Below are 22,687 nucleotides of genomic sequence, written 5' to 3' on the forward strand. Positions count from 1 at the left end.
TAAATATATGTAAATAGATTTATACAACTACATATGGCAAAAATAGTGAAATACAGTGGTAGTTAAAAAAAGATAAGTAAAGTCAAAAATAATTATAAAATGTACTTCTAACTTTAACTTATCCATCGTAAATTAAATATTTTGTTGGAAATGCTTGTTAACAAAATTTTGTAATGTTTCTTTTAAGTCAATCGCTTCATCAACTTCCATATCAAATTCGCTAAAGACTTGTTTAGATATATTAGAAAGTGGTTCTTTAATATCTTTACCTTTTGTTGTAAGCGCTATTTGTAAATTGCGCTCATCATCAATTTCACGTGTTCTAGTCACGTAACCTTTTTTCTCTAGTTTTTTTAATAATGGTGTAAGTGTACCTGAATCTAGAAAAACACGTGCACCTAGTGTTTTAATATTTAATTTTTCTTCCACTCCGATTGCCAATAAAACAATGTAGCCTGTATATGTTAAATCGAATTCTTTTAAATAAGATGTATATTTCTTAATTATCTCTTTAGAAGAAACATAAAAAAGAAAACATAGTTGTCGTTCTAACGTGTTGTCTTTTTCCTCCATTATAAATCACCCCTTATGAAAGTTAACCTTATTATGAACGTTGTCTATTGTCAAGCAACAGTTGTGCGCCTCTTTTACACTCTCGTTATAATATTTTATATATAATACATAATGCAAAACAATATATAGAAAACCAACTCATTTGATAGGATTTATTCTTAACAAATGACAGGGCGTAATTTACTTATAATGAGTAATGAATTTAAGAAGATTTTGTTACAAAAGTGCTTTAATACTTTATTAATGAATTGTAATCAGTCATAATAATAACATTATGGATTTTAATATATACATATCGTTTTATGTATAAAAAAGTTACAACAATTATGATTAATCATTGTTTATAGAAGGTTATGTTTTAATAAAAGGAGTTTAATGATGAAAACATTTTTAAAAATCATAGGGCTATTGGTCATATCACTGATTATTGCTATCGTATTTTTCTTTGGTATGAGAACGTATCAAGGTCATAAAAATTTGGAATTAGTTGACCATTATATGGACGAAAAGCATTTAACAGAAAAAATTAAGACAGAAAAGACACTTTATAGTGCCAAAAAAGGATTGTATTATAAAAAAGTAGAGTTTAAGGATGATCCAAAATACACTTATGTTGTTCAACCGATTAGTACTTATAAAGGCATATTAGTTCAAGGTTTTGATAGTGAAACGAATAAAAATGTTAAAGATGCGAAGCACAATGCATTTAAACAAGATTACAAACCTAAGGATTAGCTCATAAAATAGCTGAAGTATGAAAGCCTTTAAAAATAGGAATAACACAGAAATCAAATGATTATATGAGTTACTTCTGTAGATTATCAAGCACGCTTAAAAGTTAATATTTAAAAAAGACGAATCCATTTATTATGGATTCGTTCTTTTTTGTAAATATACTGTTTTGTTAGAATTTCTGGCTTTTAAATATATAAGAAGTATGGTTTTTTTATGTTACTCAAATATAAAATTAAATAGAAAAATTTCAATTCCATCGCATAATTACTATATATACTAAAAAGAGTTAAAGTTAAGAAAAAAAGCATGTTATTGTTAAAGCCTTTGTATTGATTGTCGTAAAGGTTTAATTATGTAACTTAAATAATAATTAAAAATGAATTAAGTTATTTTAAGTGTATAAAGTTTTAAAATGTAGAAAAAATAGATGTGTAAAAAAGATTTAATTTGGTATAATTAGTCGATATTATAAAAGGGGAGAAACATCATGACAATATTTAAGAAAATAAGTTTACCAATGCAAGTTATGATTGCTTTGGTATTAGGTGTCATAGTAGGTTTATTGCTCTATGGTCATAGTGACGTTGCTAATTATATTAAACCATTTGGGGACATCTTTTTAAATTTAATAAAAATGATAGTGATACCAGTAGTATTTTGTTCACTAGCTTTATCTATTTCTAATGTTGGTGAATCTAAAACAGTGGGTCGTTATGGTTTTAAAACAATTCTTTATTTTGAAATTATAACAACAATTGCTATTGGATTAGGCATTATATTTGCTAATATTTTTAAACCAGGCGCAGGCTTAGATCCAAATAAGTTACCTAAAGGGGATATAAGTCATTATGAAAGTTCAGCAAAAGCTGCAGAACAATCTACATATGGCAACCATTTTATAGATACGATTGTCAATATTGTACCGACCAATATTTTTGAAGCTTTGACAAGTGGTGAATTGTTACCAATTATATTCTTTGCAGTATTTTTTGGTATTGCTTTATCGACAATAGGTCAAAAAGCTAAACCTGTAAAGCTCTTTTTATCAGGTACATTAGAAGCTGTTTTTTGGATGATAAACAAGATACTTAAACTTGCACCTATTGGTGTGTTTGCGTTTATTTGTACAACGATTATGACGTTTGGTGCATCAGCACTAATTCCATTGTTAAAATTATTATTAGTTGTTATAGGCGCTATGATATTTTTTGTAGTAGTCATATTAGGCATTGTTGCAAAAATATGTGGTGTCAGTATTTTTGCTTTAATGAAAATCTTGAAAAACGAATTAATCTTAGCTTTTTCAACTTCTAGTTCTGAATCAGTGCTACCTATTATAATGCAAAAAATGGAACGCTTTGGCTCACCGAAAGACATTACCTCTTTTGTCGTACCAATCGGCTATACATTTAACTTAGATGGATCAGCATTATATCAATCAATTGCAGCATTATTTGTAGCACAAATGTATGGTATCGATATGTCCATAGGGCAGCAAATCATGTTGATGGTTACTTTGATGGTAGCGTCTAAAGGTATGGCAGGTGTACCAGGGGTTTCTATAGTTGTATTGATAACAACATTGACATCTATGGGCTTACCAGCAGAAGGACTTGCGTTAATTATAGGTGTTGACCGTATATTAGATATGGTTAGAACATGCGTAAATGTCATGGGGAATGCATTGTCTATAATTGTTATAGCAAAATGGGAGAATGCTTATGATAAAGAAAAAGGACAAGCATATTTAAAATCGATTTAATTATAAAAAGCGGTTGTGGAAAACCATTTAGTTCCTAAACTGACTTTACTTCTCACGCTTTTATAATTAGTTTGAACGAGACATATTTCTATAAATGTAAAAATAGCTATGAAAAAATCTACTACTATAGATTTCTTCATAGCTATTTTAGTATATCGAATTTGATATGTGGAAAATATATTTACATACCCTTCATGCCGCCCATATCATGGATTTTCATCATTAAGCCATGTGGAATATCGTCATGATCTACAACTTCCATCTTACTATAAGTGTCGTCACCGTCAGCTTTTACTAATTTAACAAAGTCTCCTTTTTTAGGTGAAAAATCAGACTTTGATGGTAACTTAACATTCTTCTCAATTTTATGATCTTTTTCACTTATGACTTTATCAGCTGTCGTAGCATCTTTCATATATCCGTAATAAGTTTCTTTTTGTCCACTTGTGAACATCATTATAATCAATATAACAGCTATAACTAACATGATTACACTTAACGATATAGCAAATACTTTACTATTTTTCAATGTGCAACGCTCCTTTTCAAACTATTTGTTTCTGTTACAAATAACATTCTATAACATTGCCATTCAAAATGAAATGATTCAGATACCGTGTTAATAATCTATAATTGTACAGATTCATTGAGATGTAAATTAAGTTAAGTTTAACATTAGTGTGATTCTAAGATGGTAAAATACGTATATATTTCAATTCATCATGATGTAAAGTGAAGTATAATGGTGAATCTGAACGAGAGAAGTGTCTTATTTCAGCTTTAGGAATTGTGGAATCTTCAATATAGCGTAATAATGATCTTTCAATATAAGTGTCATTAAATGAAGAAGGTAATGCATAATCAACAAATCCATGCTCTCTGTTCAATGTTTGAATGAACAACGTTGTTTTAGCTGGTAGATGTTTTTCTTTTAAAATGAATTTTTGAACATCTTGTGTTGATGATCTTTGATATGGTGCGTTAAACAATAAAAGATGAATAGAATGATCTTCATGCAGAATAATATAGTTTTGGTGAATGGCTGTATATTTACTAATGAAAGGTTTAACAAATTGATATAAGTACATTAATGGTTCATAAATACCATGGTTATTCATTAAGGCGATATCATATTTTTCTTTACGTATTAATTCATAGCCGACGCCACTACCTCTTTTTAACATGATAAGCATATGGCACATTAAATCTGTAATTTGTAAGGGATGTTTTCCGTCATAAAGTAAAAAACCTTTTTTAGATAATTTCGTATAAACAAATTTTGAAGCATCAATTTGTGTTTCTTCGATGAGTTTATTATAGTATTCAAAATGACTCATTGAGTTATTGAAATGCGTACTTTTTTTGTTAAGTAATGTTTGTACGTTGTCTTGCTCAATATCGATGAAATGAAAATCAAAATTAAACCGATTTAATAATTTTGACGCATTCTTTAATGAGTGTGTCTGCTCTATGACACCTTCAACTGTGATGCCAACTTTAATATTGAGCTTCACATTGAAATTTTTGATTTTAATGTATAAACGATTAATATCTGTTAGAGATAAATGTGTCGCATCTAGTGACAATAGGAAATTATAATCACGATTTTGTTTGACGTACTCAGGTTTATATTTTAAAAATTGAAAGATACTATCCTCGATGACATCAAACTGATTTAAGGATTTAATTCTTATGGCAATACCAACATAATTTGAAAATAAAGCATCGATAAAGTCAATCATACCTGTAAGACTTAGATTTTCTAATGCTAAATTACGACTATTATTTATTAAAATATAGGCATTCGTTAAATCTTTAAAGCTAAACTTTGTATTGTAGTCAGATTGCACAATATCCATCAAATTATCAACGTGTATAAAAACAGTAGGTGATTTAATAGCATCATTAAAAGTTAATTGATTTAACTCAATGTTGATTTGATTTATGGTCTGCGGTTTATCTGAGGTATAAGTATCTATAGCACTTTGATACTGGCTAATATCTTCATTAACAAGTTGAACAATCATTTTAGGATTAGATTGAACATTTTTTCTGAATTCATTTGGTGTCATTTGCATAAAATGTTTAAATTGTTGCGTATAGTTTGAATAATGATTAAAACCAAACTGTTCGGAAACCTGATAAATGGTTTGCTTATTCTGAACAAGTTCGGAAAGTGAAAGGGCAATTTTCAAGCTCGTAATATAATTTTTAAAACTCATGCCTAGATGTTTTTTGAACAGAATTGAAATATAAGATGCCGAGATATAGAATGATTTGGACACGTCTTTAGATAAAAGAGGTAGTGAAATATTAGCTTTAATAAATTCAGTAATTTTATTTAATAAACTATTTTCAGTGTCTATCGTTGGAATATAAGGCGTATCATATTCGACTCTGGCTTCTTTGTTTAATTTCGTGATAATTTCTGTCATTAGAGAAGTATCAATAGTAAATGATTGGTTTAATTGTTGCGCCATTGTCAAAATTTGATATTTTAAATATGGTTCAGAATTTAGTAATTTAAAATTATAATTGGAATTGAAAAAGTGTTTTTCTAATTTTATAAAATGTCTAATAGGTATGCATATTTCAACTACTTGTTGTGCATTCGATATTTGATATAAATCACTATGGTTAATGATAATAATGTTATTTCCAGCTGAGATTTTTCTTCCATTTAAAGTTATGTCTAAATGATTACTCAGTGAAAACAATAAGATCACTTGATTGATACAACGGCGTGTAATGGTGTTTAAATACTCATGAATACATAAAGTTGTATTATCCATCGTAAAAGCAACTCCTGATAATAAAATAACATGCTATAAATATATTGAACAAAATACATTATATTATAAAAAGTTGAAAATTTTAATCCTTTAAATATAAATAATTTTAAATCTTACAAAGTGATTTAAAGCTTAAAATTAAATTTACCACAATTTAATTTTAAGGTTGGATAATTTTTCCGAATGAAGAGAGTTAATTTTTAAAATGAATTCAAAAATACGAAGGAGGATTCACAATGGAACATATTTATTCTGAATTTTATAGACAAACAGAAAAGATCACAGAACCTAAATTACAAGTATTAGGCGTAGTACTTCATGATGATGCTGAAAATTATACAGCTAAAGCATACATTGAGTGGTTGAAGCGCAGAATAAATAGAAATGAATTAGAGAAAGGCTGGGCATGTCTCTATGTAGACGCTAATACGTGCTATTGGTTTCATCCATCTGAATATATAGAATGGCACTGTGGTAACGCATTTGCTAATTCACATTATGTAGGTATAGAACGTTGCCAATCTAAAATAAATGGTGTTTTAGATGATGAGGCATTTATGAGAAATGAAGAAGCTAGTTTCAAAATGGCTGCACTTATATTGAACAAATATCATTTACCTATAAACCGTGAAACAGTGAGATTGCATAAGGAATTTTTTGACACTGAATGTCCTGCACGAGCGTGGAAAATTCATTTAGGTAACGTAGAAACAAATCAGCAAACGATACAAAAATTACAAGATTATTTTATTGAAAGAATTAAGTCCTATGCTAGTTATATATCAGATGAAGAATTAAAAACGGTAGGGTAATATGTTGTAGTTGCCATAGATGTAATAATAAATAATTAAAGTAGGATATTGCGTTCTTAGTTGGAACCGGTTACAATAAGGATAAAGATTTTTGGTACCGGTTCCATTTAATGAGGAGGGATTTAATTGAATTATAAAAAGTCTGCGGAAGAACTATTAAATGCAATAGGAGGAGAAGACAATCTAGACGCAATGGCGCATTGTGCTACGCGTTTACGACTTGTTCTTAAGGATGAAAGTTTAGTTGATGAGAAAGTATTGAATGATATGGATGTCGTTAAGGGAACGTTTTCAACAGGTGGTCAATATCAAATTATTATTGGCTCTGGTACTGTCAATAAAGTGTTTAATGAATTAGAAAACATAACAGGTAAAGAAGCTTCTACAACTTCTGAAGTGAAAGCACAAGGTAATAAAAATATGAATCCATTTCAGCGATTTGTCAAAATGTTATCGGACATTTTTGTACCAATCATACCGGCAATTGTAGCTGGTGGTCTATTAATGGGTATTAATAATATTTTAACAGCACCAGGTATTTTTTATGATGGTCAATCATTAATTGACGTACATAACCAGTTTAAAGGGCTAGCTGAGATGATCAATGTCTTTGCTAATGCACCATTTACATTGTTACCTATATTAATAGGTTTTAGTGCTGCGAAGCGGTTTGGAGGCAACGCCTTTCTTGGTGCAGCTTTAGGGATGATATTGGTACATCCCGATTTAATGAATGCCTATGATTATCCGAAAGCTGTAGAAGAAGGTAAGGCAATCCCTCACTGGAATCTCTTTGGTTTAGACATTAACCAAGTTGGTTATCAGGGGCAAGTGCTTCCTATGTTAGTGGCTGCATATATTCTTGCGACAATTGAAAAAGCACTACGTAAAGTAGTACCAACTGTCTTAGATAATTTACTTACGCCATTATTATCTATATTAGTTACTGCATTTGTTACATTTTCATTTGTAGGACCAATTACACGGACATTAGGCTATTGGTTGTCAGATGGTTTAACATGGCTGTATGAATTTGGTGGTGCGATTGGCGGTCTGATTTTCGGATTATTATATGCGCCTATTGTAATTACTGGTATGCATCATAGCTTTATTGCGATTGAAACACAGTTGATTGCAGATAGTGCTTCAACAGGTGGGTCATTTATTTTCCCAATTGCGACAATGTCGAATATTGCGCAAGGTGCAGCAGCACTAGCAGCTTTCTTTATTGTTAAAGAAAATAAAAAACTTAAAGGCGTCGCATCTGCAGCGGGTATATCAGCATTATTAGGTATTACCGAACCAGCTATGTTTGGTGTTAACTTAAAACTTAGATATCCTTTTATTGGTGCGATAGTAGGTTCAGGTATAGGAGCAGCCTATATATCTTTCTTTAAAGTGAAAGCAATCGCGTTAGGTACGGCAGGAATCCCTGGTTTTATTTCTATAAGTGGCCAACATAATGGCTGGTTACATTATGGGATAGGCATGTTAATCGCCTTTATCGTAGCATTTGGATTAACATATGGGCTATCTTATAGAAAAGGGAATAAAGCCATTTCAAAATAGCTAAAAGTTGTTATAGATTACAAGTTGAAAACATTGTCAGTTTTGGAGTTATATGGCACAAATTTTGTTCTTTAAATGGCATAAATAATATTAAATAAATTAATATTGTCTATAGTGTTTAGTTTATAAAGTTATAAAAGGAGCCTGGGATTTATGTCCCAGACTCGTATAGAATATAAGTATTTTAATTATTGTTTATATTCATTGATTTATATTAATAAAATAAAACACCTAAAATAATACCTATCAAAACAATAGCCCAAGAAGGCAATTTAAAATACATTAATAATATGAACAATGAGCTGGCTAAAGCAAAATCTAATTCTGATTTAATCGTTGAAGTCCAAATTGGGTTATAAAAAGCAGCAATAAGAATACCGACTACGCCTGCACTTATCCCTTTTAAAAATCCTTCAGCATAAATATTAGATTTAATATTATCCCAGAATGGCAAAATTCCAAATAACAAAAGAAATGCTGGTAGGAAAATAGCAATAGTAGCCAAAATTGCTCCTCCAATCCCTTCCATAGACATACCAATGTATGAAGCAAACGTAAATAACGGTCCGGGTACAGCTTGAGCAGCAGCATAACCCGTTATGAAGTTATCGGGTGATATTAATCCTGATGGTACAAACTCATTTTTCAATAAAGGTAAGACAACATGTCCTCCTCCAAAAACTAAAGAACCTGATCTATAAAAACTATCAAACATTTTTAACCATAGATTATTTGTCATAGAACTAGCGATAGGTAATACAGTTAATAGTAAAAAGAATAATAATAATGAAACAAAACCTAATTTTTTAGGTAACTTAAATGATTTGTTTTTTATTTTGGTTCTATCTGTTGATGTTTGTTTTAGAAAGATGAGACCATATACACCAGTTATTGATAGTGCAATGACTTGTATATAAAGATTATTTATTACTAACGATAATATAAGAACAAATAATGCTAATGCAATAGTGGTTTTGGTATTTGTTAATTTTTTGCCCATTCCTATAATAGCTTGGCCTACAATAGCAACAGCTACTAGTTTTAAACCTTGCATCCAAGTGAAACTTACATCACTATTTGTAAATAGCGCTGAAAAAATCATTAGTATAATTACAGATGGGAGCGTAAATCCGATAAATGAGATAATACCTCCTCCGATGCCGGCTCTTATAGTTCCTATACCAATACCTACTTGGCTACTTGCAGGGCCAGGTAAAAACTGGCATAGTGCTACCAAATCAGAATACTCTTTTTCATCAAGCCATTTTCTTTTTTTTACATATTCATCATAAAAATAGCCTAAATGGGCAGTAGGTCCACCGAATGATAATAAACCAAGTTTTAATGCAACAAAAAAAATATTTATATATTTATACATAAAGGTCTCCTTATATTTCGTTGGTTAACTCTTTTAATTTTTCTCTAGATTCTTCTAAAAACTTTTCACCTTCTGGAGTTATTGAATAGTATTTTCTATTTTTTCCATTTACAGTTTTCGTGGTACTTTTTAAAAGGTTCTCGTTTTCTAGTGTATGGAATATTGGATAAAGGGTACCAGGACTCATATTATAACCATGTTCTTCTAATTCTTTAATCATCCAAGCCCCATATATTTTATCTTCTTTTGCATGATGTAATATATGGATATAGATAAATCCTAAAAATAGTTTTCGTTGTATTTTACTTTTCAATATATCTCTCCTTACTTAAAATCGAATTACGATATCGTAATTCGATTTTAATATGTGTAAATACTCTTGTCAATTAATTTATTAAGTTTGAAATCAGTGAAGTAGTAGTAAAAAACATCAAGTATCTACTTGATGTTTTTACTAAAATCTTTAATTGTATTACCTATTTCATCTCTAACACGTTGGTGCCACTTTACTTGATATATGAGAATATTTTTACTTAATAAATAAGAAAGAGAAATGCAATTTGAACATTGCAATTCTCTTCTCTCTATTTTGGACTATTTAGTTTAAGTGACGAATACTATACTTATGAATCATATTTTTTATTGGTTCCAGATTTTGAACATCAGTAGTTACAGACACATAACAATCTGGACGTACCAGAAAGGCCGAATTTTCTTTAATACCTTTTACAAATATCTTTTACTGATATTTCATCAAAGTTATATGTATTCAATAAGCTTACTAAAGCACTTTCTATCTTTTCTCTTGATTTTATTATACGTATATCTGTTATTTTTTCATCCAAAGTATTCCACTCCTCGGGTATTAAAATTATTCAACTAACATAATTAACAAGATATCTTTTAATAAATATTATACATTATTATAGAGAGTGTACAGAAAATAACCATTTTCTGTACACTCTCTTTTTATATCTATATATATATGTCAGTTTTGGAGTTATATGGCACAAATTTTGTTCTTTAAATGGCAAAACACCTCTTATTAACTAAATAAGAGGTGTTTATGATTATCTCAATTTAAACTTTTCTATAGCTAATTTAATCTCGTCTCTAACACGTTGGAATTCTGACCATTCTTTACCTGCTGGATCATCAAAACCCCAATGCTCTTTTTTAACGTTTGGTGGTAAAATAGGACAATTATCGTCTGCATCACTACATAACGTTACGACCAAATCTGATTGTTTTAAAATATCATTATCAATCAAGTCTGACGTATGGTTTGATATATCAATATCTACTTCTTTCATAGCTTCTATTGCTTTAGGATTAACACCATGTGTTTCAATACCAGCAGAATAGACATTCCAACCTTCACCCAATATTTCCTTTCCCCAACCTTCAGCCATTTGGCTACGACAAGAGTTTCCTGTACATATAAAATAAATTGTTTTCTTATCCATAATTAAAGCCCCTTTTCTTAAAATATGATTAGTGTAAGGTATAAACCTAAGAGTGTTACAAATAGGACTGGAATAGTGATGATAATTCCAGTTTTAAAGTATGTTCCCCACGAAATCTTCACACCTTTTTGTGTTAAGACATGTAGCCACAATAATGTTGCTAAAGAACCAATTGGCGTAATTTTAGGTCCTAAATCAGAACCTATGACATTCGCATAAACCATGCCTTCTTTTAATATTCCTGTAGCACTGGATTGGCCAATCGCTATTGCATCTATTAAAACAGTTGGCATGTTGTTCATAATCGAAGATAAGAAAGCAGCTATAAAGCCCATACCCATGATGTTGCTAAATAACCCATAATTTGAAATGTTTGTTAAAACATCCCCAAGGATCGTTATAATACCTACATTTTTTAGTCCAAACACAACAAGATACATACCAATAGAGAATACAACGATATTCCATGGTGCACCTTTAATCACTTGTTTTGTATGAACTGCTTTAGATTTACGAGCTAATATTACAAAGATAAAAGCAATAATACCAGCAATAATTGATACAGGAATTTGGATAAACTCGCTAACAAGATATCCAACGAGTAGTACTGCTAATACTATCCATGAAAGCTTAAATAACTTAGAATCTTTAATTGCACTTTTAGGATCTGATAGATTTTCTGTATCGAACGTTTTAGGTATGGATTTTCTGAAATATAACCATAAAACGAGAATACTAGCAATCAGAGAGAATATATTAGGAATGATCATTCGGCTAAAATATTCAATAAATCCAATATCGAAGTAATCTGCAGAAACGATATTAACTAAGTTACTTACAATTAAGGGAAGTGATGTAGTATCAGCAATAAAACCACTGGCAATAATAAAGGGGAAAATCACTTTTTGATTAAATCCTAGATTCCTTACCATCGCTAATACAATAGGCGTTAAGATTAAAGCTGCACCATCATTTGCGAAAAATGCTGCTACAATTGCCCCAAGTAACATAATAAAAACAAACATTTTTAAGCCATTACCGTTTGAAGCCTTGACCATATGTATCGCAGACCATTCAAAAAAACCAATTTCATCTAATATTAATGAAATAAGAATAACAGCCACAAAAGTTAAAGTTGCATTCCAAACAATACCTGTTACTTCTAATACATCAGAAAGACTTACGACTCCTGTAATGATGGCAACAACAGCTCCAATTAAAGCTGTAATACCAATATCTAAACCTTTTGGTTGCCAAATCACAAAGGTTAAAGTTAAAAGAAAAATTACAATTGCTAAAATAGTCATCAACAGTCACCTGATTTCACATTTTTACATACACATCTTTGATTAGATGTATTAATGATGTTCAAGTTTTGGATAATATCATCTAAAATAGCATGATTAAGTTGATACCAATGTTTATTGCCGTCTTTTCGTGTTGTAACTAATTCATTATCTACTAATGACTTCATATGATGACTTAGTGTAGGTTGTGAGAATTGAAAGTGTTCTAATAAGTCACAAGCGCATAGCTCACCACAAGAAAGTAAATCTAATATTTCTAACCTACTTGGATCTGATAAAATTTTTAATATTGTTGATAGTTCTTTATAAGACATGAATAAACCTCCTAGACATTAAATAGATTAACATCTATATAGATTATTGTCTATGTTATTTTATTTACTATTTTTTATTCTATATATAGTTTGACGTGTAATACCAACTTCTTTAGCTATAGTACTTATAGATTTACCCTGTTCAAGTAATTCAACAACTCGGTAATAAACTAAACGCTTTTGTGGGTCTTTAGCATTGGGAGAATACAGAACAGGTCTCCCTTTATATATACCTTTTTCTTTGGCGACTTGAATCCCTTGAGCTTGTCGACGTTTACTTTCATTTCTTTCTTGTTCTGAAATCATTGCTAAAATTTGAATAATTAAATCTTTCATAAATTTATCTAGTAGTGGATTTCCAATGACTTCATTCATCATAGGTAAACTCGTTATCATGAGCTAAACTTCTTTATCTTTTAAGTAATTAACTGTTTGAATTATTTCCTCGTAATTTCTTCCTAGTCTATCAATAGATTCAACAATTAAACGATCTCCCATTCTTAAAAAATTTAATACTTCTTGAAAAACAGGTCTGTTTTCTATAGATTTACCTGATTGTTTTTCTGTGAAAATTTTCTCAGCACCAAAAGATTGCAAATTTTCAATTTGCCTATCTAAATTTTGATCAATGGTCGAAACTCTTGCATAACCAACTATCATTTTTAGCACCCCTTTTTCATACACCCTAATCATACAAATGAAAATAGCATTTTACAAGTATTTTTTATTGTTCGATTAGGATAAACCCTAAATAACAGAATTTAATAACTTGCAAAAGTTGCATTAATAATTTATAGTTAATACATCAAAAAAAATTGATGTATTGTTTTAGTATTTTATAAAGGAGTTCGATTTTATGAGAATAAATCATGCAGGTACATTATCTGTTGATTATTTTGTTAGCTACTTAAATCTAATTATGATATCAAGAGAAGTTTCTTTAAAAGAAGCTATATCATATATGAAAAATGAGTTCTTTAAAGGTGAACCTGACATGTATGGTAAAATAACAAAAACTCATTTTAATCAAGCAATACAAGAACTCAAACAAAAATAGAAATATCTATATATAAGAGAGGTGATTATTTAATGGAAATTATTCAGTCCAGTCCTAATAGAACTGAGGAAGAACAATTAGACTTTTATGAACAGATGTTTAATGCGCTAGCTGATAAAATCAGACTTAAAATTCTACATTCAATACGTCAAAGTGATTCAAAATCTTTATGTGTTTGTGATCTAGAAGAATTATTAGCATTAAAACAATCTAAACTTTCCTATCATTTAAAAAAATTAGTAGATGCAAATATTCTTATTGCTGAAAAGCATGGCACATGGAATTATTATAAAATTAATGAGCAACAAATACAGGTGGTTTTAAAAGAAGATACTTGCTGTAAGATACTTTAAGTATCTTCTTTTTAACATAGAATTAATCAATTTTTTTTGATTATTATATCAAGAAAAGTTGATTAAATAAATTCGGAGGCGTTATACTAATGGTAGATTCAATTATGGAATTCATAAAAACATTTCTGATGTTATTTTTTGAATTATTATTACTATTTATAGTAGTGAGTTTTATAGTAAGTCTGATTCAACAAGTTGTTTCAGAAGAAAAAATTAAAAAGCTTTTGAGCAAACCTAATAAAGCCGTCAATTATATATTAGGTATGATATTTGGTGCTGTTACACCATTTTGCTCTTGTTCAACTATTCCAATACTTGCAGGTCTATTAAATTCCAAAGTTCCTTTTGGTCCAGCAATGAGTTTCTTAATTGCTTCACCGTTAATGAATCCATTAATGATATTTATGTTATGGGCATTATTAGGGTGGAAAGTAGCTGTTGTTTATTTTGTAGTACTAGCAATTTTCAGTATTTTAACAGGTTTAGTGTTTTCAAAAATGAATTTAGCTGAAAGTTATAAAGGGGTCAATGTTAAAGGTGATGGCTTTTTTGCTAATAAATCAGGATCTCGTTTTAAACAAGCATTAAACGATGCGTGGGCATTTTTATACCCAATGTTACCTTATCTATTTATTGGTGTATTTATTGGCGCCTTTATATACGGATTCATACCTGAAGAATTTATAACTAAGTATGCAAGTGGTGATGGTTTTATATCGGTCTTTATTGCTTCTGTTATCGGTATCCCTATGTATATCAGACCAGAAACAATGTTACCTATAGCCGAAGCATTAGTATCAAAAGGTATGTCGCTAGGAACAGTAGTAGCATTAATAATTGGTGGTGCTGGCGCAAGTATTCCAGAAGTCGTATTGCTATCTAAGTTATTCAAGAAAAAATTTGTAATATCATTCGTTATCGCAATTTTAGTTGTAGCCATTGCTACAGGACTAATTGTTAATATGATTATTTAAATTTAAGGGGGATAAATTAATGAATCCAGAAACGTCAGTAATTAATAGATATGGAAATGCTGCAAAAAATCATGAAGAAAATTTATGTTGTCCAGTAGAGTATGATACGAAATACTTAAAAATCATACCCGATGAAATCATAGAAAAAGATTATGGCTGTGGCGATCCTTTAGGTAAGATTCAAGAAGGAGATACCGTTTTGGATTTAGGTTCTGGCGGAGGAAAAGTTCCTTATATAGTTTCTCAAATTGTCGGTGAAACAGGTAAAGTTATTGGCGTAGATATGAATGATGATATGTTAAATCTTGCTAAAAAATATCAAAATCAAATGATTGAAAAAATTGGTTATGACAATGTAAGTTTTTATAAATGAAAGATTCAAAATTTAAAATTAGATTTAGAAGTATTAGATAAATATTTACAAGAGCACCCTGCTAGAGATTTAGGTACTTATCAATCTATCAATCAATATATTAATTACTTAGAAAACGAAATGACTATGATAAAAGATAATAGCATAGACGTGGTTATATCTAACTGTGTTCTAAACTTAGTTTCAACTGAAGAAAAAGAGGAACTTTTCAAGGAAATTTATCGTGTTTTAAAAGATGGTGGAAAAGCCGTTATCTCAGATATTGTTTCTAGCGTAGAAGTACCAGAACAATTGAGACAAGATGAAGACTTGTGGAGTGGTTGTTATTCAGGCGCTATTGAAGAAAAATCTTTTATTGAAGCTTTCGAAAATGTAGGATTTTACGGTGTAGAAATAGATAAACGTGAAAGTACATGGACTACTATAGAAGGTATTGATTTTAGAAGCATGACGATTATAGCTCATAAAGGTAAAGAAGGTCCTTGTATTGATAAAGGACAATCTGTTATATATAAAGGTCCATTTAAACATATTGAAGATGATGATCATATATTTGAGCGTGGAGAAAGAACTTTTGTATGTGAAAAAACATTTAATATATTAAAACAGTCGCCTTATAAAGATGTTTTTGAATTTATCAATGAAAATGAAGAAGCTATTGATATAGAAGAATGTTGCGACACATCATGTGGTTGCTAAATAACAATTAAAGGAGGTGTTAAAATGGAAAAAAACGCATTTAAAAAAGCTATTTCTAAATTAAAACCTAAAGAGCAAGCTTGTTGTTCCGTTGAAATTGAAGAAAATAAAGAGAGTAAAAAAGAGAATACAAGTAAAGATCAACAGAATAATAAAGGCTGTTGTTAATGGCGTATCATTAACAATTAAATTAGGGAGCATAACAGTATGCTTCCTTTTTTTAATGGAGGTGCTGAAATGATTCAAAATTTAGCTGACTTTACAGAAGAAGAACGTAAAAAAGCTATGGAAAGATATCGTGTCCTTGAACCTTATTTAAAAAACTTAAAATCAGTTAGAACAGTTAGCAAATCAGCAAAAATACCAAAGCGTACGCTTTATAATTGGATTAATAGATACAAAAATGATGGATTAGCTGGCCTTACAGATAAAACGAGAAAAGATAAACATCGAATAAAGATAGATGGAGATATTATCAATTTTGTTCAGAACGAGTATTTCAGTAACAGAGGAATTTCTATAGCTTCTATATATCGCAAAACAAAGCAGTGGTGTAACAATAAGAGGATTCCTGAACCTAGTTATTACCAAGTTTATAATATTATTAAGCGAATACCTGAAAACTTAAAAGCTTATTCAAATATGAACTCAAAAAAGTATGCTGAAAAATACGATGGTATATTTTTACGTGAGTGCCAACGTCCCAATGAAATTTGGCAAGCTGATCATACTATGTTGGATATAGAAGTATTAAATGAAAAGAATGAAATTGAAAGACCTTGGTTAACAATTGTTTTAGATGATTATAGCAGAGCAATTGCAGGTTTCAGAATAGAATTTGGATCACCAGACACTGAAAGAACAGCACTTGTTCTAAGACAAGCAATATGGAAAAAAGGAAATTCAAATTGGCCAATTTGTGGCATACCAGAAAAATTCTATACTGATCATGGCAAAGATTATACCTCAGAACATATGCAACAAGTATCAGCTAACCTCAAAATAGAACTGATATATTCCAAAATAGGTATACCAAAAGGCAGAGGAAAAATAGAACGTTTTTTTCAAACAGTTAATTTAATGTTTCTTCAATTACTTCCTGGTTATACAAAAAGTAAAAAGTCAAGAAAACATCTTACTTTGGAAGAGTTTAATAATAAGTTTGAGCACTTTATAATAAACGAATATCATTATCGTAAACATGGAACAACAAAAGAAAAACCGATGCAGAAATGGAATCAACCAGACTTTCTCCCACAATTACCTGAATCTAGAGAATTATTAGATTTACTATTATTAACTACAAGCAAACCTAGAAAAATACACAAAGATGGTATCTATTTTAAAGGACTAAGGTATTTTTCTACTAACCTCATTGCTTATATAACAGAAGAAGTTTTTATAAGATATGATCCTCAAGATATTTCAGAAATTCGAGTCTATTTAAACAATCAATTTTTAAGTATTGCATATTGCAGTGATTTAGAAAACCAAAGTATAAGTATAAAAGAAATCGAAAGACTAAGAGCAAATAAAAAAAGAGAGTTAGGAAAAAGTATTACTCGTACACGTCACCTCGTTCAAAATCTTAATCGTCCCAAACTATCAAATGAAGAATTAAGTAATAACGCAAAACAAGTTAAAAAGTCAAAACTAAAGAGGTATAAAAATGACTAATAAAACTTTTGTTGAAACAAAGCAGTACCGTCGATTTGAAGAATTTTGTGATAATTGCGCTAAGTATAAATATATGGGGGTTTGTTACGGAAATCCCGGTGTAGGTAAAACATTTTCTGCACAATATTATGCAAATTGGGACTATGTAAACCCAATCATTACTAATTATCAAAAAGCTGATGATAAAGGAAGTAATGTACATGATGATCAATTTCTAAATTGCAAAACCATTTTTTATACTGCCCCTCCTGTTAGACCTTCAAGAATTTATAAAGAATTATTAAACTTGGCTAGTGAATTAACATTAGGGAAAATTGGATATCGATCATTAAAAAGACAAGAGGAATTTAACGGATTAGAAGAACTTGTTAGATTACAACCAAGTAATTATGAAATTGATTTAATTATTATTGATGAAGTTGATAGACTAAATTATAAAACACTAGAGATTATTAGAGATATTTATGATCAACTTGATATTGGTGTTGTTTTAATCGGTATGCCAGGTATAGAAAAACGATTGTCAAGGTATCCTCAATTATATTCCCGTATTGGTTTTAGTCATCAATTTGAAAAATTAAGCAACGATGAATTAAAACACGTTTTAGAATATAGGTGGGAGGAGCTTTCCTTACCTTTAAGTTATGAGGATTTTGAAGATTATGAATCTATTAATACGGTAATAAAAATTACGAATGGTAATTTTAGATTAGTACAAAGATTATTTTCTCAAATTATACGAATTATGGAGATTAACGAATTGAATAAAATAAATGTTGAAGTGATAGAAACTGCTAGAGATGGCTTACTAATAGGAGAAAATGAGTAATTTGAAAGGGCTGTAGTATATGAGAAAAATAGGATATGCACGTGTACCTTATACTGACCAAAATTTAGATGTTGAGATAACTCATTTGTTAATCAATGGATGTGATTTAGTTTTTTCTGAGAAAGTAAATATTTATAGTAAAAACCAAATAGAACTTAAAAGTTGTTTAGAAGAATTAAAAGAGAATGATATTTTAGTTATAAATGACTTAAAAACTTTGGGATTAACGCCAAAACAGTTTATGGACTTCATAGATAACGAAATAATATCGAAAAACCTCCATTTAGAAGTACTTAATCTGAATATAAATACTCAAAATGAATATGGGCAATACTTTATTAGAGTATTCCAAATGTTGCTAGAATCCGAAAAAGTTCTAGTGCAAGAGAGAACGTCAAATGGTTTGAAAGCCGCTAGAGAAAAAGGTCGAAAAGGAGGACGACCTCAAAAAGTTGAAAAAAGCCAAAGGTATTATATTAAACAACTATATGATAGTGATAAATATACAGGTGAAGAAATTGCTCAAATGACGGGATTAAGTAGGAGTTCCATTTATAGAATAATTAAAGAAATGTTATAAAAGAAAGCAGGTAAACAGTTATATAATTGTCTACCTGCTTTGCGCCATTTAAAGCACAAAATTTGTGCCATATAACTCCAAAACTGACAACATAAACTAAGAAAACGGTAATTTCTATTGAAATAAAATAGAAACTACCGTTTTCTTTATTACTCTAAAAATGAACGAACCTTTTTGATCATATAAGTACTTAAATATTCATATGAAATCATATTTGAAAATGAGGATTGTGTATTTAATTACTACATTTTAATTAAGAATCATAACTTTTGTTTTCGCCATAAAAATGCGCCGACAATTGATACAATGATAAGTGAAATGCCGATCACAATAATCCATGAGATGTAACTGTGATCATTGATTGGTAAGGGGACGTTCATCCCAAAAAAGCTAAATACTAATGTTGGTAAAGTTAAAAATACTGTGAAAAGCGTTAACGTCTTCATGGTATTGTTCATTTCATTTGAAAGTAAGGAAGCATATGATGTTGTAATACTTTCTAAGATATCTGTATAAAGTCTTGTTGTTTCTAATGCTTGGTTATTTTCTATAACTAAATCTTCTAATATATCCTCGTCTTCATCAAAACGTTTAATGGCTGGCAACCTAAATAATTTTTTGATTATGCTTTCGTTTCCTTTTAGCGCGGCTAAAAAATAGACTAAACTTTTTTCTACTTCCATTAAATTATATAACTGTTTGTTTGTGACGTTATTTTTTAGGTCACGTTCTATACGTAGACGCGTTTTATTAAGTAATCTCAAGTTTCTGTTATAGTGATTTGAAATGGTCAATAATATATTTAATGCAAAACGACTGTGAAAATGTAAGTTAATATTTTGGCGTGCAAAATTATCAAGAAATTCATTTTCTACATTACAAACAGTAATAATCTTTTTATTACCGATAATAATACCTAAAGGAATCGTAATAAATGACAATACTTTCAAGTTTGTGTCATTAACAACAGGTAAATCTAGTATGATAAGCGAGTAGCGTGTATCCTCATCGTAATCTACACGGGCGCTTTCTTCTGAATCTAGTGGATCTCGAATGAAATCTTCAGGAATATCATAACGATTGATTAAAGTTTCTATTTCTTCCCAATTTGGATCAACAACATTTATCCATGAAGCGGTTTGATCTAATTCAGTATGAACAATTTCTTGGGTTTGTGAATGCTTGTAAGCAGTTATCATAAGACAATGATGTCCTTTCTTTGAAATTCTTTTTAATGTTAGCGAAGAAACATGATATTGACAAGCATACAATTCATTATTTTAATTGTCCGTTTGCCATTAAGCGCAATGGACCATTAAAAATAATTTTAAATAAGTAGCTAACGACAATGTCAGGTTCCTTTCTATTTGTATCTTGAACCCAGTGTTTAATAAAAGAAATCGTAGCACCAAAAACATAACTATGAAAGTAATCTAACGGTATACCAGAAATGCTATGGTCATCATTAACATTCTTAAACATATTCTCAAACATGAGTTCTGATATTTTTTCTTCTATATGACTCTTTCGCTCTAATTTAAAAATAATTTGATAAAATTCGATATTTTTATTGATATAAATCATGATATTTTTTAGCACTTTCTCTGAAAAGACTTTAGCGAAAGCTTCAATGTTGAGCCCTTTTGTCATATCTTTGTAGAAAAGCATATCATCTGCTAAATCACTGATATACTCATCTTCCATATCTGAAAGTAAAATATATTTATCTTCATAATGTAAATAAAAAGTGCCACGGTTAATATCTGCTAATTCTGTGATATCTTGTATCGTGATTTTTTCTAAATCTTTTTTATTTAATAATTGAATGAATGCATTTTTAATTGCTTGTTTCGTTTTACGAACACGTCGATCTTCAATCATATATTGTCAACTCCTTGTACGTTAATAGACAATTTAAGTAAAAATGTTCAAAAACGGACATAATGGTTATCATTGCATATTGTTCATTGAAACAATCTCATTATAATAAACAAAGCAGTTATTAATCAACAAGGTGTTTAAGAAGGAGATAAGTTAATATGAATATTTTTAAAAGTAAATTATTATGGATTGCACCTATAGCAATTCTAATCATACTTGCAATTTTTTCAATTGCATTTTATCCAGCATATAATCCAAAACCTAAGTAATTACCAATAGCAATCGTTAATCATGATGAAGGTACTTCTATACAAAATAAAGATATTAATATCGGGAAAAATTTAGAGGATAAACTCTTAGATAGTGATTCTGATACAGTAAAATGGGTGAAGGTTGATAATGAAAAAGACGTTCGAAAAGGACTAGACGAACAAAAATACTATGGCGCAGCGATTTTCGAAAAAGATTTTTCAAAACATGCTATGAGTCAAACTCAAAAAGTAGTGATGGATAGCAAAAAACAAGAAATGCAAGATAAAGTTAAATCAGGTGAAATACCACCAGAACAAGCCAAACAAATGCAAAGTCAAATGGCTAAATCAGGTGCTTCTCAAGATATTAAAGTTAAACGTGCAGAGTTTAAAACGATAACTAATAAGGGTGCAAATATGCAGGCATCTCAAATTTCATCTAATGTACTAAAAGGTATTGGTGACAATTTAAATAAACAAATCACGCAACAAAGTTTAGATACTTTAGAAAAGCAAGATGTAAAAGTGAGTGCTAATGAAATTGAAGCACTGACAAATCCTGTAAAAGTAGCTGATAAACAAGTGCACAAAGTGAAAGATCATCAAGGTAATGGTAATGCTTCTTTCTTAATGTTTATGCCAGTGTGGATCAGTTCAATTGTGGCATCAATCTTGTTATTCTTTGCCTTTAGAACATCTGACAATATTAAAATTTCTCACCGTTTAATTGCATCTTTAGGTCAATTAGGTGTGGGTGTACTTACAGCATTTATTGGTGGCTTTGGCTATGTTTACTTTATGTCCGCCGTACAAGGGTTTGATTTCCCTGACATTAATAAAATAGCCGTATTTGTCTCAATTGCACTGTTAGGATTTATTGGACTTATTTTAGGTGTAATGACTTGGTTAGGTATGAAATCTATACCAATATTCTTTATTGCAATGTTCTTTAGTATGCAATTAGTTATGTTCCCTAAACAAATGCTACCTAAGTTCTATCAAGATTATATTGTAAGTTGGAATCCATTTACACACTATGGTGAGTACTTAAGAGAATTACTTTATATGAATCAACCGTTAGAAATGAATGCTACAATGTGGATGTTTGTAGGATTTATCATCTTTGGTATTGTATCTTCTATTAGTGCTGCTATGATAAGAAAACATAGTGGTAAACGTACTGAAATTCCGTCATAAAAATAAATATAATAAATTTTTGAGTCTGAGACATCTATTGATGCCCAGGCTCTTTTTTTTGTTTACGTAAAAAATTGGAGAAAGCACTTATCATTATGTGTCACTTCA

The 22,687-nt window shown here is 29.8% G+C and carries 21 protein-coding genes and 3 pseudogenes; 13 read left to right on the forward strand and 11 right to left on the reverse strand.

The annotated features are described in order from the left end of the window. Positions 1–132: 132 nt before the first annotated feature. Entirely contained in the window at positions 133–573 is a 441-nt protein-coding gene (locus M1D64_RS02490) for a MarR family winged helix-turn-helix transcriptional regulator (RefSeq protein ID WP_037537787.1), read from the reverse strand. Between the two features lie 378 nt (positions 574–951). Between M1D64_RS02490 and M1D64_RS02495 the strand changes: the two genes are divergently transcribed. Then, the gene (locus M1D64_RS02495) at positions 952–1,308 is read left to right on the forward strand and encodes a DUF3139 domain-containing protein (RefSeq protein ID WP_081326491.1); all 357 of its coding nucleotides are present in this window, start codon (positions 952–954) and stop codon (positions 1,306–1,308) included. A 487-nt stretch (positions 1,309–1,795) separates the two neighbouring features. After that, positions 1,796–3,070, forward strand: coding sequence for a cation:dicarboxylate symporter family transporter (locus M1D64_RS02500; RefSeq protein WP_069826180.1), 1,275 nt, complete (start codon positions 1,796–1,798; stop codon positions 3,068–3,070). Positions 3,071–3,251: 181 nt separating this feature from the next. Here M1D64_RS02500 and M1D64_RS02505 read toward each other — a convergent pair whose 3' ends face one another. Both M1D64_RS02505 and rsp read right to left on the reverse strand, forming a co-directional pair. Then, positions 3,252–3,599 carry a DUF4889 domain-containing protein gene (locus M1D64_RS02505; RefSeq protein WP_069826181.1) on the reverse strand — a complete coding sequence of 116 codons (348 nt, stop codon included), beginning with the start codon at positions 3,597–3,599 and terminating at the stop codon, positions 3,252–3,254. Positions 3,600–3,756: 157 nt separating this feature from the next. Then, positions 3,757–5,862: an AraC family transcriptional regulator Rsp gene (rsp, locus tag M1D64_RS02510; protein WP_480977541.1), complete on the reverse strand. Its 2,106-nt coding sequence runs from the start codon at positions 5,860–5,862 to the stop codon at positions 3,757–3,759. 236 nt (positions 5,863–6,098) lie between these two features. On the opposite strand from rsp, the gene M1D64_RS02515 reads away from it, so the two are divergent. Both M1D64_RS02515 and M1D64_RS02520 read left to right on the forward strand, forming a co-directional pair. Further along, complete coding sequence (locus tag M1D64_RS02515) at positions 6,099–6,674, forward strand: peptidoglycan recognition protein family protein (protein ID WP_002482463.1); 576 nt, start codon at positions 6,099–6,101, stop codon at positions 6,672–6,674. Positions 6,675–6,800: 126 nt separating this feature from the next. After that, positions 6,801–8,243, forward strand: a complete 1,443-nt coding sequence (locus M1D64_RS02520) for a sucrose-specific PTS transporter subunit IIBC (protein WP_041079226.1) — start codon at positions 6,801–6,803, stop codon at positions 8,241–8,243. 214 nt (positions 8,244–8,457) lie between these two features. Here M1D64_RS02520 and chrA read toward each other — a convergent pair whose 3' ends face one another. From chrA to M1D64_RS02550, 6 genes and pseudogenes are all read right to left on the reverse strand, one after another. Continuing rightward, on the reverse strand, positions 8,458–9,621 hold the full coding sequence (chrA, locus tag M1D64_RS02525; protein WP_019467791.1) for a chromate efflux transporter: 1,164 nt from the start codon (positions 9,619–9,621) through the stop codon (positions 8,458–8,460). 10 nt (positions 9,622–9,631) lie between these two features. After that, a complete protein-coding gene (locus M1D64_RS02530) occupies positions 9,632–9,934 on the reverse strand; it encodes a PadR family transcriptional regulator (protein ID WP_041079224.1) in 303 nt (100 codons plus the stop codon). Positions 9,935–10,691: 757 nt separating this feature from the next. Then, positions 10,692–11,087: an arsenate reductase (thioredoxin) gene (gene arsC, locus M1D64_RS02535; RefSeq protein ID WP_003756625.1), complete on the reverse strand. Its 396-nt coding sequence runs from the start codon at positions 11,085–11,087 to the stop codon at positions 10,692–10,694. A 17-nt stretch (positions 11,088–11,104) separates the two neighbouring features. Continuing rightward, positions 11,105–12,397, reverse strand: a complete 1,293-nt coding sequence (arsB, locus tag M1D64_RS02540; RefSeq protein ID WP_480977542.1) for an arsenite efflux transporter membrane subunit ArsB — start codon at positions 12,395–12,397, stop codon at positions 11,105–11,107. Next, positions 12,394–12,708, reverse strand: coding sequence for an As(III)-sensing metalloregulatory transcriptional repressor ArsR (gene arsR, locus M1D64_RS02545; RefSeq protein WP_000120603.1), 315 nt, complete (start codon positions 12,706–12,708; stop codon positions 12,394–12,396). The genes arsB and arsR overlap by 4 nt, the downstream gene beginning before the upstream one ends. A gap of 60 nt (positions 12,709–12,768) precedes the next feature. Next, positions 12,769–13,368: pseudogene (locus M1D64_RS02550) on the reverse strand (recombinase family protein). A 196-nt stretch (positions 13,369–13,564) separates the two neighbouring features. Between M1D64_RS02550 and M1D64_RS02555 the strand changes: the two are divergent. From M1D64_RS02555 to M1D64_RS02590, 8 genes and pseudogenes are all read left to right on the forward strand, one after another. Then, positions 13,565–13,765 (forward strand): hypothetical protein, encoded by a 201-nt coding sequence (locus tag M1D64_RS02555; protein WP_031588347.1) that lies wholly within the window; start codon positions 13,565–13,567, stop codon positions 13,763–13,765. Positions 13,766–13,797: 32 nt separating this feature from the next. After that, positions 13,798–14,118, forward strand: a complete 321-nt coding sequence (locus tag M1D64_RS02560) for an ArsR/SmtB family transcription factor (protein ID WP_031588348.1) — start codon at positions 13,798–13,800, stop codon at positions 14,116–14,118. A gap of 89 nt (positions 14,119–14,207) precedes the next feature. Continuing rightward, positions 14,208–15,092 (forward strand): permease, encoded by an 885-nt coding sequence (locus M1D64_RS02565; protein WP_041079216.1) that lies wholly within the window; start codon positions 14,208–14,210, stop codon positions 15,090–15,092. A 19-nt stretch (positions 15,093–15,111) separates the two neighbouring features. Beyond that, positions 15,112–16,164 (forward strand): annotated as a pseudogene (locus tag M1D64_RS02570) (methyltransferase domain-containing protein). Between the two features lie 24 nt (positions 16,165–16,188). Then, the gene (locus M1D64_RS02575) at positions 16,189–16,332 is read left to right on the forward strand and encodes a hypothetical protein (protein WP_088401729.1); all 144 of its coding nucleotides are present in this window, start codon (positions 16,189–16,191) and stop codon (positions 16,330–16,332) included. A gap of 69 nt (positions 16,333–16,401) precedes the next feature. Then, a complete protein-coding gene (locus M1D64_RS02580) occupies positions 16,402–17,841 on the forward strand; it encodes a Mu transposase C-terminal domain-containing protein (protein ID WP_069826111.1) in 1,440 nt (479 codons plus the stop codon). Then, positions 17,834–18,670 carry an AAA family ATPase gene (locus M1D64_RS02585; RefSeq protein ID WP_031588352.1) on the forward strand — a complete coding sequence of 279 codons (837 nt, stop codon included), beginning with the start codon at positions 17,834–17,836 and terminating at the stop codon, positions 18,668–18,670. The genes M1D64_RS02580 and M1D64_RS02585 overlap by 8 nt, the downstream gene beginning before the upstream one ends. 19 nt (positions 18,671–18,689) lie before the next feature. Continuing rightward, on the forward strand, positions 18,690–19,250 hold the full coding sequence (locus tag M1D64_RS02590) for a recombinase family protein (protein ID WP_031588353.1): 561 nt from the start codon (positions 18,690–18,692) through the stop codon (positions 19,248–19,250). A 260-nt stretch (positions 19,251–19,510) separates the two neighbouring features. Here the strand turns inward: M1D64_RS02590 and M1D64_RS02595 are convergent, their stop codons facing one another. Together M1D64_RS02595 and M1D64_RS02600 are read right to left on the reverse strand one after the other, a co-directional pair. After that, complete coding sequence (locus M1D64_RS02595; RefSeq protein WP_037537798.1) at positions 19,511–20,449, reverse strand: magnesium transporter CorA family protein; 939 nt, start codon at positions 20,447–20,449, stop codon at positions 19,511–19,513. A gap of 76 nt (positions 20,450–20,525) precedes the next feature. Beyond that, a complete protein-coding gene (locus tag M1D64_RS02600; protein WP_480977543.1) occupies positions 20,526–21,131 on the reverse strand; it encodes a TetR/AcrR family transcriptional regulator C-terminal domain-containing protein in 606 nt (201 codons plus the stop codon). A 158-nt stretch (positions 21,132–21,289) separates the two neighbouring features. Between M1D64_RS02600 and M1D64_RS02605 the strand changes: the two are divergent. Beyond that, positions 21,290–22,579 (forward strand): annotated as a pseudogene (locus M1D64_RS02605) (YhgE/Pip domain-containing protein). The last annotated feature ends 108 nt before the right edge of the window (positions 22,580–22,687 follow it).

This window comes from Staphylococcus sp. Z5-21 (genome assembly GCF_056529615.1).

Bases quoted from the DNA above. Each gene is read 5' to 3' on its own strand.
- rsp (WP_480977541.1), bottom strand. From the start codon at position 5,862: ATGGATAATACAACTTTATGTATTCATGAGTATTTAAACACCATTACA.
- M1D64_RS02490 (WP_037537787.1), bottom strand. From the start codon at position 573: ATGGAGGAAAAAGACAACACGTTAGAACGACAACTATGTTTTCTTTTT.
- M1D64_RS02600 (WP_480977543.1), bottom strand. From the start codon at position 21,131: ATGATTGAAGATCGACGTGTTCGTAAAACGAAACAAGCAATTAAAAAT.
- M1D64_RS02560 (WP_031588348.1), top strand. From the start codon at position 13,798: ATGGAAATTATTCAGTCCAGTCCTAATAGAACTGAGGAAGAACAATTA.
- M1D64_RS02555 (WP_031588347.1), top strand. From the start codon at position 13,565: ATGAGAATAAATCATGCAGGTACATTATCTGTTGATTATTTTGTTAGC.
- M1D64_RS02595 (WP_037537798.1), bottom strand. From the start codon at position 20,449: ATGATAACTGCTTACAAGCATTCACAAACCCAAGAAATTGTTCATACT.
- M1D64_RS02580 (WP_069826111.1), top strand. From the start codon at position 16,402: ATGATTCAAAATTTAGCTGACTTTACAGAAGAAGAACGTAAAAAAGCT.
- arsC (WP_003756625.1), bottom strand. From the start codon at position 11,087: ATGGATAAGAAAACAATTTATTTTATATGTACAGGAAACTCTTGTCGT.
- M1D64_RS02500 (WP_069826180.1), top strand. From the start codon at position 1,796: ATGACAATATTTAAGAAAATAAGTTTACCAATGCAAGTTATGATTGCT.
- M1D64_RS02495 (WP_081326491.1), top strand. From the start codon at position 952: ATGAAAACATTTTTAAAAATCATAGGGCTATTGGTCATATCACTGATT.
- M1D64_RS02565 (WP_041079216.1), top strand. From the start codon at position 14,208: ATGGTAGATTCAATTATGGAATTCATAAAAACATTTCTGATGTTATTT.
- arsR (WP_000120603.1), bottom strand. From the start codon at position 12,708: ATGTCTTATAAAGAACTATCAACAATATTAAAAATTTTATCAGATCCA.
- M1D64_RS02515 (WP_002482463.1), top strand. From the start codon at position 6,099: ATGGAACATATTTATTCTGAATTTTATAGACAAACAGAAAAGATCACA.
- M1D64_RS02585 (WP_031588352.1), top strand. From the start codon at position 17,834: ATGACTAATAAAACTTTTGTTGAAACAAAGCAGTACCGTCGATTTGAA.
- chrA (WP_019467791.1), bottom strand. From the start codon at position 9,621: ATGTATAAATATATAAATATTTTTTTTGTTGCATTAAAACTTGGTTTA.
- M1D64_RS02575 (WP_088401729.1), top strand. From the start codon at position 16,189: ATGGAAAAAAACGCATTTAAAAAAGCTATTTCTAAATTAAAACCTAAA.
- M1D64_RS02590 (WP_031588353.1), top strand. From the start codon at position 18,690: ATGAGAAAAATAGGATATGCACGTGTACCTTATACTGACCAAAATTTA.